16 protein-coding genes are annotated in these 13,726 nt (G+C 75.3%); 8 read left to right on the plus strand and 8 right to left on the minus strand.

Annotated features, from left to right (window positions below):
- Nucleotides 1-108: 108 nt before the first annotated feature.
- Nucleotides 109-513: a MarR family winged helix-turn-helix transcriptional regulator gene (locus E9565_RS04300; protein WP_236834160.1), complete on the minus strand. Its 405-nt coding sequence runs from the start codon at nucleotides 511-513 to the stop codon at nucleotides 109-111.
- Between the two features lie 143 nt (nucleotides 514-656).
- Here E9565_RS04300 and E9565_RS23110 point away from each other — a divergent pair, with 143 nt between their 5' ends.
- From E9565_RS23110 to panB, 4 genes are read left to right on the plus strand one after another with little or no spacing between them, the layout of a single operon-like run.
- On the plus strand, nucleotides 657-1,532 hold the full coding sequence (locus E9565_RS23110) for a universal stress protein (RefSeq protein ID WP_236825661.1): 876 nt from the start codon (nucleotides 657-659) through the stop codon (nucleotides 1,530-1,532).
- Between the two features lie 34 nt (nucleotides 1,533-1,566).
- Entirely contained in the window at nucleotides 1,567-2,064 is a 498-nt protein-coding gene (locus tag E9565_RS04310) for a GNAT family N-acetyltransferase (RefSeq protein ID WP_236834161.1), read from the plus strand.
- A 50-nt stretch (nucleotides 2,065-2,114) separates the two neighbouring features.
- Nucleotides 2,115-3,950: an NAD+ synthase gene (locus E9565_RS04315; RefSeq protein ID WP_236825659.1), complete on the plus strand. Its 1,836-nt coding sequence runs from the start codon at nucleotides 2,115-2,117 to the stop codon at nucleotides 3,948-3,950.
- Entirely contained in the window at nucleotides 3,947-4,777 is an 831-nt protein-coding gene (panB, locus tag E9565_RS04320) for a 3-methyl-2-oxobutanoate hydroxymethyltransferase (RefSeq protein ID WP_374201719.1), read from the plus strand. Before E9565_RS04315 ends, panB begins: the two co-directional genes overlap by 4 nt.
- On the opposite strand, the gene E9565_RS04325 is transcribed toward panB, so the two are convergent.
- From E9565_RS04325 to E9565_RS04340, 4 genes are all read right to left on the minus strand, one after another.
- The gene (locus E9565_RS04325; protein ID WP_236834162.1) at nucleotides 4,734-5,210 is read right to left on the minus strand and encodes a DUF2784 domain-containing protein; all 477 of its coding nucleotides are present in this window, start codon (nucleotides 5,208-5,210) and stop codon (nucleotides 4,734-4,736) included. The two genes, panB and E9565_RS04325, sit on opposite strands and share 44 nt — an antisense overlap.
- Nucleotides 5,211-5,253: 43 nt before the next feature.
- Nucleotides 5,254-6,027 (minus strand): helical backbone metal receptor, encoded by a 774-nt coding sequence (locus E9565_RS04330; protein WP_308196088.1) that lies wholly within the window; start codon nucleotides 6,025-6,027, stop codon nucleotides 5,254-5,256.
- A gap of 36 nt (nucleotides 6,028-6,063) precedes the next feature.
- On the minus strand, nucleotides 6,064-6,759 hold the full coding sequence (npdG, locus tag E9565_RS04335; protein ID WP_236825656.1) for an NADPH-dependent F420 reductase: 696 nt from the start codon (nucleotides 6,757-6,759) through the stop codon (nucleotides 6,064-6,066).
- A gap of 70 nt (nucleotides 6,760-6,829) precedes the next feature.
- Nucleotides 6,830-7,012 (minus strand): hypothetical protein, encoded by a 183-nt coding sequence (locus E9565_RS04340; protein ID WP_236825655.1) that lies wholly within the window; start codon nucleotides 7,010-7,012, stop codon nucleotides 6,830-6,832.
- 174 nt (nucleotides 7,013-7,186) lie between these two features.
- Between E9565_RS04340 and E9565_RS04345 the strand changes: the two genes are divergently transcribed.
- Together E9565_RS04345 and E9565_RS04350 are read left to right on the plus strand one after the other, a co-directional pair.
- On the plus strand, nucleotides 7,187-8,308 hold the full coding sequence (locus tag E9565_RS04345; protein ID WP_236834164.1) for a diguanylate cyclase: 1,122 nt from the start codon (nucleotides 7,187-7,189) through the stop codon (nucleotides 8,306-8,308).
- Nucleotides 8,309-8,371: 63 nt separating this feature from the next.
- Entirely contained in the window at nucleotides 8,372-9,664 is a 1,293-nt protein-coding gene (locus E9565_RS04350) for a M24 family metallopeptidase (protein WP_236825653.1), read from the plus strand.
- A 44-nt stretch (nucleotides 9,665-9,708) separates the two neighbouring features.
- On the opposite strand, the gene E9565_RS04355 is transcribed toward E9565_RS04350, so the two are convergent.
- Together E9565_RS04355 and E9565_RS04360 are read right to left on the minus strand one after the other, a co-directional pair.
- Complete coding sequence (locus tag E9565_RS04355; RefSeq protein WP_236825652.1) at nucleotides 9,709-10,137, minus strand: ChaB family protein; 429 nt, start codon at nucleotides 10,135-10,137, stop codon at nucleotides 9,709-9,711.
- A gap of 157 nt (nucleotides 10,138-10,294) precedes the next feature.
- Nucleotides 10,295-11,494: an endo-1,4-beta-xylanase gene (locus tag E9565_RS04360; RefSeq protein ID WP_236834165.1), complete on the minus strand. Its 1,200-nt coding sequence runs from the start codon at nucleotides 11,492-11,494 to the stop codon at nucleotides 10,295-10,297.
- Between the two features lie 219 nt (nucleotides 11,495-11,713).
- Here E9565_RS04360 and E9565_RS04365 point away from each other — a divergent pair, with 219 nt between their 5' ends.
- Together E9565_RS04365 and E9565_RS04370 are read left to right on the plus strand one after the other, a co-directional pair.
- Nucleotides 11,714-12,778: a LacI family DNA-binding transcriptional regulator gene (locus E9565_RS04365; protein ID WP_236825650.1), complete on the plus strand. Its 1,065-nt coding sequence runs from the start codon at nucleotides 11,714-11,716 to the stop codon at nucleotides 12,776-12,778.
- A 9-nt stretch (nucleotides 12,779-12,787) separates the two neighbouring features.
- A complete protein-coding gene (locus E9565_RS04370) occupies nucleotides 12,788-13,336 on the plus strand; it encodes a DUF4240 domain-containing protein (RefSeq protein WP_236825649.1) in 549 nt (182 codons plus the stop codon).
- Here E9565_RS04370 and E9565_RS04375 read toward each other — a convergent pair.
- Complete coding sequence (locus E9565_RS04375; protein ID WP_236825648.1) at nucleotides 13,333-13,725, minus strand: thioesterase family protein; 393 nt, start codon at nucleotides 13,723-13,725, stop codon at nucleotides 13,333-13,335. The two genes, E9565_RS04370 and E9565_RS04375, sit on opposite strands and share 4 nt — an antisense overlap.
- Between the last annotated feature and the right edge of the window lies 1 nt (nucleotide 13,726).

Below are 13,726 nucleotides of genomic sequence, written 5' to 3' on the forward strand. Positions count from 1 at the left end.
CAGTCCGCTCGTTTCGTGGATGTGACGTCGGCGCAAGCCTGCCCCGTCCGGGCGATCCGCGCACCGTCCCGCGCCCCGGACGGCGCGTGTCGCGCCGCCCGCGCCCGATCAGCCGGGCGGGTGCCAGTCCGGCGGGCTCAGGACGGCTGCCATCCGGCTCAGCTCGGCCCGGTGCAGGGCGGCCAGCCGGCCGAGGACCTCCTCCCCCGCCGCGGTGAGCACCACCCGCACCGCGCGCGCGTCGTCGGGGTGCGCGGTCCGCCCGACGAGGTCCTGCTTCTGGGCGCGGTCGACCAGCTCCACCACGCTGTGGTGGCGGAGCTGCAGCCGCTCGGCCAGCTCGCGCACCGTGGCCCAGTCCCGTGCCGGGAAACCCTTCAGCGCCAGGAGCAGCTGGTACTGCTGCGGCGTCAGGCCGTGCCGGCGGACGACCTCCTCGCTGAACCGCAGGTAGCGCCGGATGCCGAACCGGAACCGGGCCAGGGCCTCGAAGTCGGCCTTGCTCAGGGGCACCGGACCGCCGTCCTCCCCGAGCCCCGTCACGGCGTCATCACACCACGACACCGCGAGCGCGGCCCTGGTGCACTTCTATCGTGCTGCGATACGTTCGGCGACGTCCCGGGCGGCTCCCGCCCGGCGTCGGCGAGGAGGCCCTCGTGCGCAGGCAGCCCGGTGCCCGCCACGGTTCCGCGCCGGTCGTCGTCCGGGTCACCGCCGCCTCCGACGACGCCGTCGACTGGGCCGCCGCCGAGGCCTCGATCCGTGGGCTGCCCCTGCGGCTGGTGAGCCCGGAGGGCGCCACGGCCGGGGAGCTGGGCGCCGCGGCGTCGCGGGCCCGCGCGGTCGACCGGGACCTCGCGGTGGAGAGCTGCCGGTTCAGCGGGTCGGCGCTCCCCGCACTGCTGCGCGAGAGCCGCACGGCAGCCCTGCTGGTGCTGGGCGCCCCCGCTGCGACCGGGCTCACCCGCCTCGGGTCCGGGCGCGCCCCGCTGCGTCTGGCGTCCTCGGGCGCGTGCCCGGTCACGGTGGTACGCGCCCTCCCGCGCGCCACCGACCAGCGGTCGAGACCCCGCGTCGTCGTCGGCATCGACGGCGCACCGTCCTCCGGCCCCGCTCTCGGCTTCGCCGTCCGGGCGGCCCGGGGACGGGGCCTGCCCCTGACCGTCGTGCACGCGTGGAGCCCCGACACCCCCGCGGACCTCGAGGGGGTGTGCGCACCGCGTGCCGTCACCGAGGCCGGCGCCGCGCGGCTGGTGGACCGGACGCTCGCCTCGTGGCGGCAGGAGCTCCTCGACGTGCCGGTCACGGCGGAGCTCCGCTGCGGCGACGCCGCCTCCGCGCTCGTCGCGGCCTCCGGCGGTGCGGCGCTCGTCGTCCTGGGGATCCCGGGCCGGCGCCGGCCGACCGGGGCCGTCCGGTCGGTGGGGCGGAGGGTGCTGGCCGGGGTCGCCGGCCCGGTCGTGGTCATCGGGCCGGAGGGGTGCGACGCGGAGCCGGGCCGGCGCGGCCTGCGGAGCGCCTCGAGCCGCTGACGGGTGTCGCTCGACGGACCGGCATGCTCCAGCCATGGCCGACCACCCTGCTGCGGCAACGCCTCCGCAGAACCCGCTGCGCACGACCGCCAGCCACGTGGAGGTGCGCCGCGCCGGTCCCGGCGACGCCGCCGCCGTCCTGGCGATGGTGCGGGAGATCGCCGCGCACGAGGGCCCCCCGGACGCCGTCGCCGGCGGCCTCGGGACGTGGACGACGATGCTGGCCCGGCCCGACGTCGTCGTCCTGCTGGCCGAGCGGGACGGCGAGCCGGCCGGGTACGTGTCCGCCGGCCGCCGGCTGCACCTGTGGCTGGGCCGCGACATCCTCGGCCTGGACGACCTGTTCGTGCGGGCCGGGTACCGGGACGCCGGGGTGGGCCGGCTGCTCATGACCGAGCTCGGCGCCCTGGCGGCCCGCGAGGGGCTCGCCGTGCGCTGGGAGGTCCGCGAGGACAACGTCGCCGCCCAGCGCTTCTACCGGCGGCTGGGTGCCGACCTGCGCACCAAGGTGGTGGCGTTCTGGCGGCCGTGACCACCGGCCCCGCCTCGCACCCGGAGCAGGTCCGGGACCAGGATGGGCCCGTGAGCGATCAGCAGCCGGTGCAGGTGCGGGTGTCCCTGGCCCAGGTCGACACGCGGGTCGGTGACCTGGCGGGCAACGGCGACCTGGTCGTCCGCCGGGCGGCGGAGGCGGCGCAGGCGGGCGCCCACCTCGTCGTCTTCCCCGAGATGACGCTGACCGGCTACCCGCCGGAGGACCTGGTGCTCCGGGAGTCCTTCGCCCGGGCCAGCGAGCGCGCGCTGGTCGAGCTCGCCGGCCGGCTGGCGGCCGAGGGTCTGGGCGAGCTCGCCGTCGTCGTCGGGTACCTGGCGCACACCGAGGGCAGCGGGCCGGCCCCGGTCGACGAGCCGCCCACCGACGACGACCGGCCCAGCGACGCCAACCCCCGCCGGGGCGCCCCCCGCAACGCCGCGGCCCTGCTGCACGGCGGCGAGGTCGTCGTCCGCTACTACAAGCGGCACCTGCCCAACTACGGCGTCTTCGACGAGGCGCGCTACTTCGTGCCCGGCACCGAGCTGCCGGTGGTCCGGCTGCACGGGGTCGACGTCGCGCTGACGATCTGCGAGGACCTCTGGGTCGAGGGCGGGCCGTGCGGGGTCGCCGGCCAGGCCGGCGTCGACCTCGTCGTCTCCCCCAACGCCTCCCCCTACGAGCGCGCGAAGGACGACCTGCGGCTGCCGCTGGTGCGCCGCCGCGCCGCCGAGGCGCGGGCGGCGGTCCTGTACTGCAACCAGGTCGGCGGCCAGGACGAGCTGGTGTTCGACGGTGACTCGATGGCCGTCTCCCCCACCGGCGAGCTGCTCGCCCGGGCGCCCCAGTTCGTCGAGCACCTGCTCACCGTGGACCTGTCGATCGACCGGGCACGGGTCCCCGAGCGGCGTGCCGGCCGGATCGGCCCGATGACCGTCACCCGCCACGTGCTGGGCGAGGAGCCGGTGCCCGCCTACGAGCCCCGGCCGGCCGGCGTCGCCGAGCCGCTCGGTGAGTGCGAGGAGGTCTGGCGGGCGCTCGTGCTGGGCCTGCGCGACTTCATCGACAAGAACGGCATGCCCTCGGTGGTGCTGGGGCTCTCCGGCGGCATCGACTCGGCGGTCTGCGCGGCGCTGGCCGTCGACGCCCTGGGCGCCGGCCGGGTGCACGGCGTCGGGCTGCCGTCGAAGTGGTCCAGCGAGCACTCGCTGGCCGACGCCGAGGACCTCGCCCGCCGCACCGGCCTGCACTACTCGGTGGTGCCGATCGCCCCGGTGGTGGACGCGTTCGAGGCCTCGGTGGAGCTCTCCGGGGTCGCCGCGGAGAACCTGCAGGCGCGGGTGCGCGGCACGCTCCTCATGGCGCTGTCCAACCAGCACGGGCACCTGCTGCTGACGACGGGCAACAAGAGCGAGGTCGCCGTCGGCTACTCGACCCTCTACGGCGACTCCGCCGGGGGCTTCGCCCCGATCAAGGACGTGCCCAAGACGCTGGTGTGGGAGCTGGCCCGCTGGCGCAACGCGTACGCCGCCGGGCGCGGGGAGACCGAGCCCATCCCGCGGAACTCCATCGACAAGCCACCGTCGGCCGAGCTGGCGCCGGGCCAGGTGGACAGCGACTCGCTGCCCTCCTACGAGGAGCTGGACGCGGTGATCGCCGACTACGTCGACCGCGACCTGGGCCTGGCGCAGCTGCTCGAGCGGGGGCACGACCCCGACGTGGTGGCCCGCGTCCTCCGGTTGGTGGACGCCGCCGAGTTCAAGCGCCGCCAGTCGGCGCCCGGCACCAAGATCAGCCTCAAGGCGTTCGGCCGCGACCGGCGGCTGCCCATCACCAACCGGTGGCGCGAGACCCTGCCCACCGTCCGCGAAGGAGCACAGGCGTGACCGAGTCGGTCCTGTACGGCGGCCAGTCGACGGCGCGGGTGCGCATCCACCACCTGCAGCAGGCCAAGGAGCGCGGCGAGAAGTGGGCGATGCTCACCGCCTACGACACCTTCAGCGCCGCCGTCTTCGAGGAGGCCGGCATCCCGGTGATGCTGGTCGGCGACTCCTCGGGCAACGTGGTCCTCGGCCACACGAGCACCGTGCCGGTGACGGTCGACGACATCCTGCTGATGACCAAGGCGGTGACCCGCTCCACCAAGCGGGCGCTGATCGTCGCCGACCTGCCCTTCGGCAGCTACGAGTCCGGCCCGCAGCAGGCGTTCGGCACCGCCGTCCGCATGATGAAGGAGGGCGGGGCCCAGGCGGTCAAGCTCGAGGGCGGGGAGCGGGTGGCACCGCAGATCGATCTGCTGCACGACGCCGGCATCCCGGTGATGGCGCACATCGGCTTCACGCCGCAGAGCGAGCACGCCCTCGGCGGGTACCGGGTGCAGGGCCGGGGTGCCGGGGCCGAGCAGCTGCTGGCCGACGCGCACGCCGTCCAGGAGGCCGGCGCGTTCGCCGTCGTCCTGGAGATGGTCCCGGCCACGGTCGCCCGGCAGGTGACCGAGGAGCTCACCATCCCGACCATCGGCATCGGGGCGGGCGTGGACTGCGACGCCCAGGTGCTCGTGTGGCCGGACATGGCCGGGCTCAACGGCGGCCGGGTGCCCAAGTTCGTCAAGAAGTACGCGGACCTGCGCGGTGAGCTGCTCCGCGCGGCCCGGGAGTACGCCGACGAGGTCAGGGGCGGGACCTTCCCGGGGCCGGAGCACTCGTTCGAGTAGGCCCGCTCCAGCTCGCTGCGGGGGCCGGACTCGCGCTCTCCGGGTCCTGCAGCGGCCCCCGGGCACGAGGAGCACCCCCGGAGCCGGGTGCGCGGGCCGCGAGCAGCCCGTAGCCGACGGCGTTGAGGCCGATCGCGGTGGCGTAGATGCCCAGCTGCGTGCCGGCCGCGTCGACCTCCAGCCCCAGCGGGTCGAACAGGTAGCGGCCCAGGAAGCCGCCCTCGTAGCCCGGTGCACCCGCGCGCTCGCGCAGCCACAGCTCGAGGTCGGTGAGCGGGCAGTCGGCGCCGGCCAGGTTGACGCCGAGGATCACCAGGGCGACGGGGGCGTGCAGCAGCACCAGCCGGGGCCACCGGAGGGCGAGCAGGGCACCGACCAGCATGAACAGGACGGCGGCGGCGTGCACGAGCGCCACCGCGTTCGCGAGCAGCACTCCCCCACTGTGCCACCCGGGCGGCATTCGAGCGCGTGGCCGGTCAGCCGGCGAGCTGGGCCAGCAGCACCCGGGGCGCCTCGGCGAGCGAGGGCCCGTACCAGGTGAGGTGCCGGCCGCTCACGAACGCCGGCCGCGCCTGCGGCCACGCCTCGGGGCCGTCTTCGGGCGTGAAGGCGTAGGGCTCGTCGGGGAGGACGACGAGCTCCGCCGGCACCGTCGCGGGCTCGTCCCGGCCCAGCTTCGGGTAGCGGTCGGCGTGCCCCGCGTAGAGGTTGCGGACGCCGAGCCGGGCCAGCACGTCACCGGCGAAGGTGTCGCGGCCCAGCACCATCCAGGGACGGCGCCAGATCGGGACCACGGCTGCGACCTCCGGCAGCCGGGCCGGCGCGGTCCAGGCCGCCCGCGCCTCCGCCAGCCAGGCCGGGTCCGCGTGGCCGAGCACCGCGCAGAGCCGGCCGAGCGAGTCCAGCGCCTGGTCGACGGTGGCCGGTGCGGTCACCCACACCGGCACCCCGGCGGCCCGGAGCGCGGCGAGGTCCTCGTCCCGGTTCTCCTCGGCGTTGGCGACCACGAGGTCGGGCGCCAGGTCCAGCACCCGCCCGACGTCGGGCCACCTGGTGCCGCCCACCCGCGGGACGTCGAGCCCGGCGGGGTGGGTGCACCAGTCGGTCGCCCCCGCCAGCAGCCCGGCGTCGGTCGTGGCGATCGCCTCCGTCAGCGACGGCACCAGCGAGACGACCCGCCGCGGCGGCCGCCCGCGAAACGGGGTGCCGACGTCGTCGAGAGAGCACGGTGGCCCCGTCGAGGGGCTCACCCCGAGCCTGCGCAGGGTGAGGAGGACGGGGTCCTTTCAGACGTCGGTGATCCGGACACCCGCGTGGACCTTGTACCGGCGGTTGACCGACACCAGGTTGATCGTCAGCGCCTCGACCTGGCGGGCGTTGCGGAGCCGGCCGGCGTAGATGCCGCGCATCCCCGGCAGCCGGCCGGCCAGCGCCTGCACGGTGTCCATCGACGCCCGGTCGTCACCGACCACCATGACGTCGCCGTCGATGGTGGGCCGGGAGAGGTCCTCGAGCAGCTTGGCCGACAGGTGGTGGAAGGCACCGACCACGTGCGAGTCGGGCAGCAGCGCGGCCGCCTGCTGGGCGGCGCTGCCCTCCTCGACGTCGAGCACGTAGGCGCCGAGCTCGTCGAAGCCCATGGGCACGACGCAGTCGACGACGATCTTCCCGGCCAGCGGGGTGGCGAGCTCGGCGAGCGTCGCGGCGTGCCCGGCGAAGGGGACGGCGACGATGACCAGGTCCGCCGCGCCCGCGACGTCGACGTTCGAGCCACCGGTCACCGACACCTCGCCGCCGCCGGCCACCGTCGCGGCGCGCTCGGCGACCTCGGCGGCCACCTCGGCCGCGCGCTCGGCGTCGCGGGAGCCGAGCAGCACCCGCTGCCCCTGGGCGGCCAGCCGTACGGCCAGCCCCCGCCCCTGCGGCCCGGTGCCGCCCAGCACACCCACGACCAGTTCCTCGACCGCGCGACCGTCCGTCACGTCCACCCCTTCCGCGGCGCCGGACGACCCGGCGGCTGGCACCGATCATGCCTGGCCCCGGGACCGGAGGTCAGCGCTCCTCCCAGGCGCGGTCCTCCTCGTCGAGCTGCTCGTTGCGCTCGGCGACGGAGGCGAGTGCGTTCTCCGCCTCCTCGCGGGTCTCGTACGGGCCGAGCCGGTGCCGCTCGGCGCACCCGTCGCGCGGCTCGACGGTGCGGTGCTTGAGGCAGTAGAACCAGGGCCCCGTGCTCATGCACGACCTCCTTCGCTCGTCGGACCCCACCAGCCTTCCACCGGTCGCGCGGACCCGCTCGGACGGCGGCGGGGCGGCGGACGCGATCCCCTCGGTCACCCGGACGGGCACCTGTCGGTGACGGGGCAGGAACAGGGGGTGCCGGAACACCGGTCCGTACGGCATCCTGCACCGGTGACCGGCCCGGACGAGCGCGCCCCTGACCTGGCCACTCCCTCTCCGGAGCCCCTCGACCCGTCCGGCCACGAGCACCGCCTCGCCGCCCTGACCATCGCGGTGCTGCTGGCCACCGGCGCCCTCATGGGCTCGGTCAACCTCGTCGTGGACGGCGTGCTGCGCGAGGGCCCTGCGCGGTGGTCCTACGCCGGCACGATGCTGCTCCTGCTCGCCATCGCCGCCTCGCTCGTCGCGCGCGGCCGGCTCGGCCACGGGCACACCCTCGCCCTGGTCCTGCTGGGCGACCTGGTCTACCTCGTCGTCGTGCTCTGCATCGAGGACCCGCTGCGCTACGCCACCCCGCTCATGCTGCTGTTCCCCGCCCTCGCGGCCGGCTGGTTCCTGCGGCCGCGGGCGCTCACCCTGCACATGGCCGTGACCACCGTGGTGTGCGTGGCGGCGCTGTGGCCCAGCTACGACAGCGCGGCCGCCCTCGGCGTCCAGGCCGGGGTCAGCGCCTGCACGCTCAACGGCGCGGCCACCTCGGTCTACCTGCTGCGCCGCCGCGTGCAGCGCCTGCTGGCCGAGACCGAGACGCTGACCCGGCTGGACCCGCTCACCGGCCTGCACAACCGCCGCTACCTCGTCGAGCAGGCCGACCGCCTCTGGCGGCAGGCGCGGCGCGACGGCACCCGCGTGTGCGCGATGGTCCTGGACCTCGACCACTTCAAGCGGCTCAACGACGAGTTCGGGCACGCCGTCGGCGACGCCGTCCTCAACGCCGTGGCGGCGTCCCTCACCGCCGCCGTCCGCCCGGCCGACGTGCTCGCCCGCATCGGGGGGGAGGAGCTGGTGGTCCTGGGTTCGGTGAGCGACGCCGCGGAGGCCGGCCTGCTGGCCGAGCGGCTGCGGGCGGCCGTGGCCCGGGGGCAGGGCGCCGGCGGGCACGGGGTCACCGCCTCGATCGGCCTCGCCGTCACCCGGCCGGCCGACGGCGAGGACCCCGTCGCGGCGCTCTGGCGGCTGGTCGACGAGGCCGACGGCGCGATGTACCGGGCCAAGCAGGAGGGCCGGGACCGGGTGGCCACCGCCGGGGTGCCGCGAGCCCGCAGCCCCCGCGCGGAGGAGACCAGCTCCTAGGCCGGGGCCCGCGGCGGGCCGCTCGACCGGTGCATCCGGCGGGTTTCTGCTTCGCTAGGGGGCATGTCGCTCGTCGCGCCCGGCCCGACGCGCACGGTGCCGCCCCCGCTGCGCGTGCAGGCCGACGTGCGCGACCGGTGGCTGACCCAGCGGCTGCTCGACGTCCTCCCCGGCCTGATGGACCGGGCGGGCATCGACCTGTGGATCGTCGCCGGCCGCGAGTACAACGAGGACCCGGTGCTGGCCACGCTGCTGCCGGCGTCCTGGTTGTCCGCCCGTCGGCGCACCATCCTGCTGCTGCACCGCAGCGACGACGGCGTCACCCCCGCGGCGGTCTCCCGCTACCCGGTGGGCCAGTTCCTGCCCGCGTGGACCACCGGCGAGGGCGCGGGGGGCGGCCAGTGGGCGGAGGTCCGCCGGTTCGTGGAGCAGGCCGACCCGCGCCGCATCGGCATCGACGTCTCCGAGGACTTCGCGCTCGCCGACGGCCTCTCCCACACCGAGCACCGGCTGCTCACCGAGGCGCTGGGCCCGTACGCCGAGCGGCTGGTCTCGGCCGAGCGGCTGGCGGTGAGCTGGCTGGAGACGCGACTGCCGGAGGAGATCGACGCGCTCCGCGGGATGAACCTGCTGGCGCACCAGGTCATCGCGGAGGCGTTCTCCCCCGCCGTCGTCCGGGTCGGCGAGACCACCGCCCTCGACGTGGCGTGGTGGATCCGCCAGCGCCTGCACGACCTGGGCGTGGAGCCCTGGTTCCAGCCCTCGGTGCTGCTGCAGCGGGCCGGGGTGCCGCTGGCCGAGGAGGGCGGCACGCTGCTGCCCGCCGTCCCCGCGGACGCGGAGGTGCTCCCCGGCGACCTCCTGCACTGCGACGTCGGCCTGAGCTGCCTGGGCCTGCGCACCGACACCCAGCGCAACGCCTACGTCCTGCGCCCCGGCGAGACCGACGCACCGGCCGGGCTGCGGGCCGCCCTGGCGGCGGCGAACCGGCTGCAGGACCTCACCACGGCCGCGCTCGTGCCCGGGCGGACCGGCAACGAGGTGCTCGCCGCCGCCCGTGCCGCGGCGGCCGACGAGGGCCTCGACGGGGACGTCTACTCCCACCCGATCGGCTACCACGGGCACGGCGCCGGCCCGGCGATCGGTCAGTGGGACCAGCAGCAGGGCGTGCCCGGCGCCGGCGACCACCCGGTGCACCTCGACACGGCCTACGCCCTGGAGCTCGCGGTGCGCCGGACGGTGCCCGAGTGGGGCGGCCAGTGCGTCCGGCTGGGCCTGGAGGAGGGCATCGCGCTCACCGGGGACGGCGTCGAGTACCTCGACGGCCGGCAGACCGGCTTCCTGCTCATCGGCTGAGGTCGCGCCGCCCCACCCGCGGGCGGGGGCGGCACGACGGGGCGCTACTTCTTGCGGGAGTTCGCCGTCTTCTTGTCGTTCGCCTTCTGGATGGCGTCGACGAGTTCCTTCTTCTTCATCTTCGACCGGCCGGAGACGTCGAGCTTCTTGGCCAGGTCCATCAGGTGCGACTTGGAGGCGTTGGCGTCCACGCCGCCCTTGGTCTGCTTACCCGTCCCCCGGCCGCCCGCGGCCTGCGCGTCGGAGGGGCCCTTCTTGCCGCCCTCCTTCTTCTCCCAGTGGTCGCCGACCTTCTCGAACGAGTGCTTCACCGCGGCCCACGCCGTCCGCGCCGCGCGCTCCTCGTCGTCGTACTCGTCGACCGCCGAGTCGTAGGCCTTCGTGTAGGTCCGCTGCGCCTTCTTCGGCGACCGCTGCAGGGTGCTCGGCAGCTCCGACTGCTTGGCGTCGCCCTTCTTCGTCGTCTTCGCCATCGTGATCTCCTCTCGGGTCGGCCCCGGCCCTACCCAGGGGGACGGAGATGATCACCTGGCCGGGCCGGCGCCGCCCGGACGCCGACCGGGCGGCCGCTCCCGGTGGAGGAGCGACCGCCCGGCGTTCAGGCGGGTCCGGCGAGCCGGACCGGGCGGATCACCGGCCGGACGCCTCCGCGAGCGTCTCGTGCAGGGCCCAGTACGCGGGCTTGCGCTCGTAGTCCTCGAACATCACCGTCGCCGCACCCTGGCCGGGCGAGAAGCTCGGCACCCACGAGTACTTGTCGTTGAAGCCCCAGATGGTGAACGAGTTGCACTCGTCCACCGACAGGCATGCCTCGAGGACACCCTGGTAGGTGTCGGCCTGCTCGGCGAGCTGCTCCGCGGTGGGCACCCCGTCCTCGGGGAGGGTGAAGCGGACGTCGAGCTCGGTCACCGCCGTCTCCAGCCCCAGGTCGTCGAAGCGCTGCATGTTCTCGTCGAGGGTCTCCGGGAAGGGGAACTGCAGGTCCAGGTGGGCCTGGAAGGCGAACCCGTGCAGCGGGACGCCCTCGGCGAGCAGCTGCTGCGCGAGCTCGTAGTACGCGTCGCTCTTCGGGCCGATGTCCTCGACGGCGTAGTCGTTGAGGAACAGCTTGGCCTCCGGGTCCGCCTCGTGCGCCCAGCGGAACGCGTCGGCGATGATGCCGGGGCCGAGGCGTTCGATGAAGACGTTGGCCGTCGCGCCGGTCGAACCGTCCCGCAGCCGCACGCCGCCGTCGTCCCAGGTGTCGGCGAAGATCTCGTTGGCGACGTCCCACTGGTCGATGCGGCCCTTGTACCGGCCGACCACCGTCCGGATGTGCTCCTCGAGGATGGCTCGGAGCTCCTCGTCGGTGTAGTCGCCCTCGGTCACCCACTCGGCCAGCTGGCTGTGCCAGAGCAGGGTGTGCCCGCGGACCTCCTGCCCGTGCCGCTCGGCGAACGCGACGATCGCGTCCGCGGGACCGAAGTTGTAGACCCCTGGCTCGGGGTGGATGAACTCCCACTTCATCTGGTTCTCGGGCGACACCGAGTCGAACTCCGTGGCCAGGACCTTGCGGTACCGGGGGTCGCGGGTGAACGGGTCGGGGTAGTCCGCCTCCTCGTGGTGCCCGCCGCCGGCCACCGCGGTCCCGATGACCAGGTCGTCGGGGGTGACGGTGCGCAGGCCGTTGCGGATGGCCGGACCGGAGGACCGGTCCTCCTGGGCCTGGGCCGACGGGGCCGCCTGGTCCTGCGGTGCTGCCGAGGCGGGCAGGACCGCGGTGGAGAGCGCGACCGGGACCAGGGCCACGCCGACCGCGCAGCGGGTTGCCACCCGCGAACCGAACCTCACAGAGCGCATGCTGTGCCTTCCCTCGAGACGTCGGAGCGACTTCCGAAAGTTTCCGGAAGCCGGAGCCCGGACGTTACGTAGGTCACATCCGGCCGTCAACACGAGCCGGGGACGGAGCCCGGACGCCGCTCCTCGCCCGTAGGGAGGAGGTCTCCCGCGCGCCCGCCCGGCGCCGCGCCGCCCGCCGTAGGCTGGCCGCTCCGACCAGGAGGAGGTCCGTTGGCCGACGAGCAGACCGGCGCGGTGACCATCGCGGCGATCGCCGCGGCGGCGGGTGTGTCGGTCCCGACGGTCTCGCGCGTCCTGAACGGGCGGGGGGACGTGGCCCCGCGGACCCGCGAGCGCGTGGAGCAGCTGCTCCGCGACAGCGGGTACCAGCGCCGGGGCGGCCGGGCCCGCACCCGCGCGCGGCTGGTCGACCTGGTGTTCAACGACCTCGACAGCCCGTGGGCGCTGGAGATCATCCGCGGGGTGGAGGACGTCGCCCACGCGGCCGGCGTCGGCACCGTGGTCACGGCGATCCACCGCCGGGCCAGCGCCACCCGCGGCTGGCTGGACAACCTCGGCGCCCGGGCCAGCGACGGCGCCATCCTGGTCACCAGCGAGCTGGACCCCGAGCTCGCCGCCGAGCTGCGCGGGCTGCAGGTCCCCGCCGTCGTCGTCGACCCGGCCGGCGTCCCGGGCCTGGACGTGCCGACCATCGGCGCCACCAACTGGGCCGGCGGCCTCAGCGCCACCGAGCACCTCACGGGGCTCGGTCACCGGCGGGTCGCCTTCGTCGCCGGCACCCCCGACCTGTGGGCCAGCCGGGCGCGGCTGGCCGGGTACCGCGCGGGCCTGGAGGCTGCCGGGCTGCCGTTCGACGCCGCCCTGGTGGTCGAGGGCGATTTCGGCTACGCCTCCGGGGCCCGCGCGGCCGACCGCCTGCTGACCCTGCCCGACCCGCCCAGCGCCGTCTTCGCGGCCAACGACCAGATGGCGCTGGGGGTCTACGAAGGCGTCCGGCGCCGGGGCATGCGGGTGCCCGACGACGTCAGCGTCGTCGGCTTCGACGACCTCCCGGAGGCCCGCTGGTCCTCCCCGCCGCTCACGACGGTGCACCAGCCGCTCGCCGAGATGGGCGTGCTGGCGGCCCGGACGGTGCTGCGCCTGGTGGACGGCGAGACCGTCGAGAGCCCGCGGCTGGAGCTGGCCACGCGGCTCGTCGTCCGCGACAGCACCGGCCCGGTCGCCGCCGCGCGCGGCGGGCTCGACGACCTCCGCGGAGCCCCTCCGCGCCGGTAGGTTCCGCCCGTGGACACGAGCACCTTCTGGACGCTGGTCGAGGACACCCGCGCGGAGGCGGTCGAGACCGCGAAGGACTCGGTGGTCGCCGAGCACGTCGAGACGCTCACGGCGGCGCTCGAGGAGCTCTCCGACGACGACGTCCTCGGCTTCTACCGGCAGCTGATGGCCGCCCGCGCCCGCGCCAACCGCTGGGACCTCTGGGCCGCGGCGCACGTCGCCCTCGGCGGGGCGAGCGACGACACCTTCCTCGACTTCCGGAACTGGCTGATCAGCCACGGCCGGGAGGCCTACGAGCGGGTGCTGGCCGACCCCGACGCCCTGGTCGACCTCGAGTGGGACGAGGACGAGGACGACTTCGGCTGCGCCGAGGAGTGGGCCTACGCACCGCTCGAGGTGCTGGACGACCGCGGCTACGCCGAGGAGGACCTCGACCCCGGCCCCGACGAGGTCGACGACCAGTTCGGCGAACCCGCCGGCGAGCCGTTCCCGGAGGACGACGACGAGTGGTTCGCCGCCCGGTTCCCCCGGCTGTGGGCCGCCTACGGCCAGGTCTAGCCGGCCTCCGCCTCCAGGTACCGCGTCCAGTGCGCCCGCTCGGCGTCGGTCATCGGCCGGCTGGCGTTCGCGGCGAAGTCGAACACGACCAGCACGCAGTCGGCGCGGATGGCGACCTCGCCGTCCTGCACCAGCTCCTGCCGGACGGTGAAGGACTTCGTCCCCAGCCGGGTCACCCAGCTCTGCACGCAGAGCTCCTCGCCGACCCGGTAGTAGAGCTGGCGCAGGTAGTCGACCTCCAGGCGGGCCAGGATCAGCCCGCCGCCGGCGTGGTCGTCCCCGATCGCCAGCCGCGCGTCCTCCAGGAGGGCCAGCGCGCGGGCGTGGTTGACGTGGCCCAGCATGTCGGGGTCCGACCAGCGCAGCCGGACCGGGTGCTCGTGGCGCACG

Source organism: Blastococcus sp. KM273129 (assembly GCF_021698995.1).
Classification (GTDB): domain Bacteria; phylum Actinomycetota; class Actinomycetes; order Mycobacteriales; family Geodermatophilaceae; genus Blastococcus.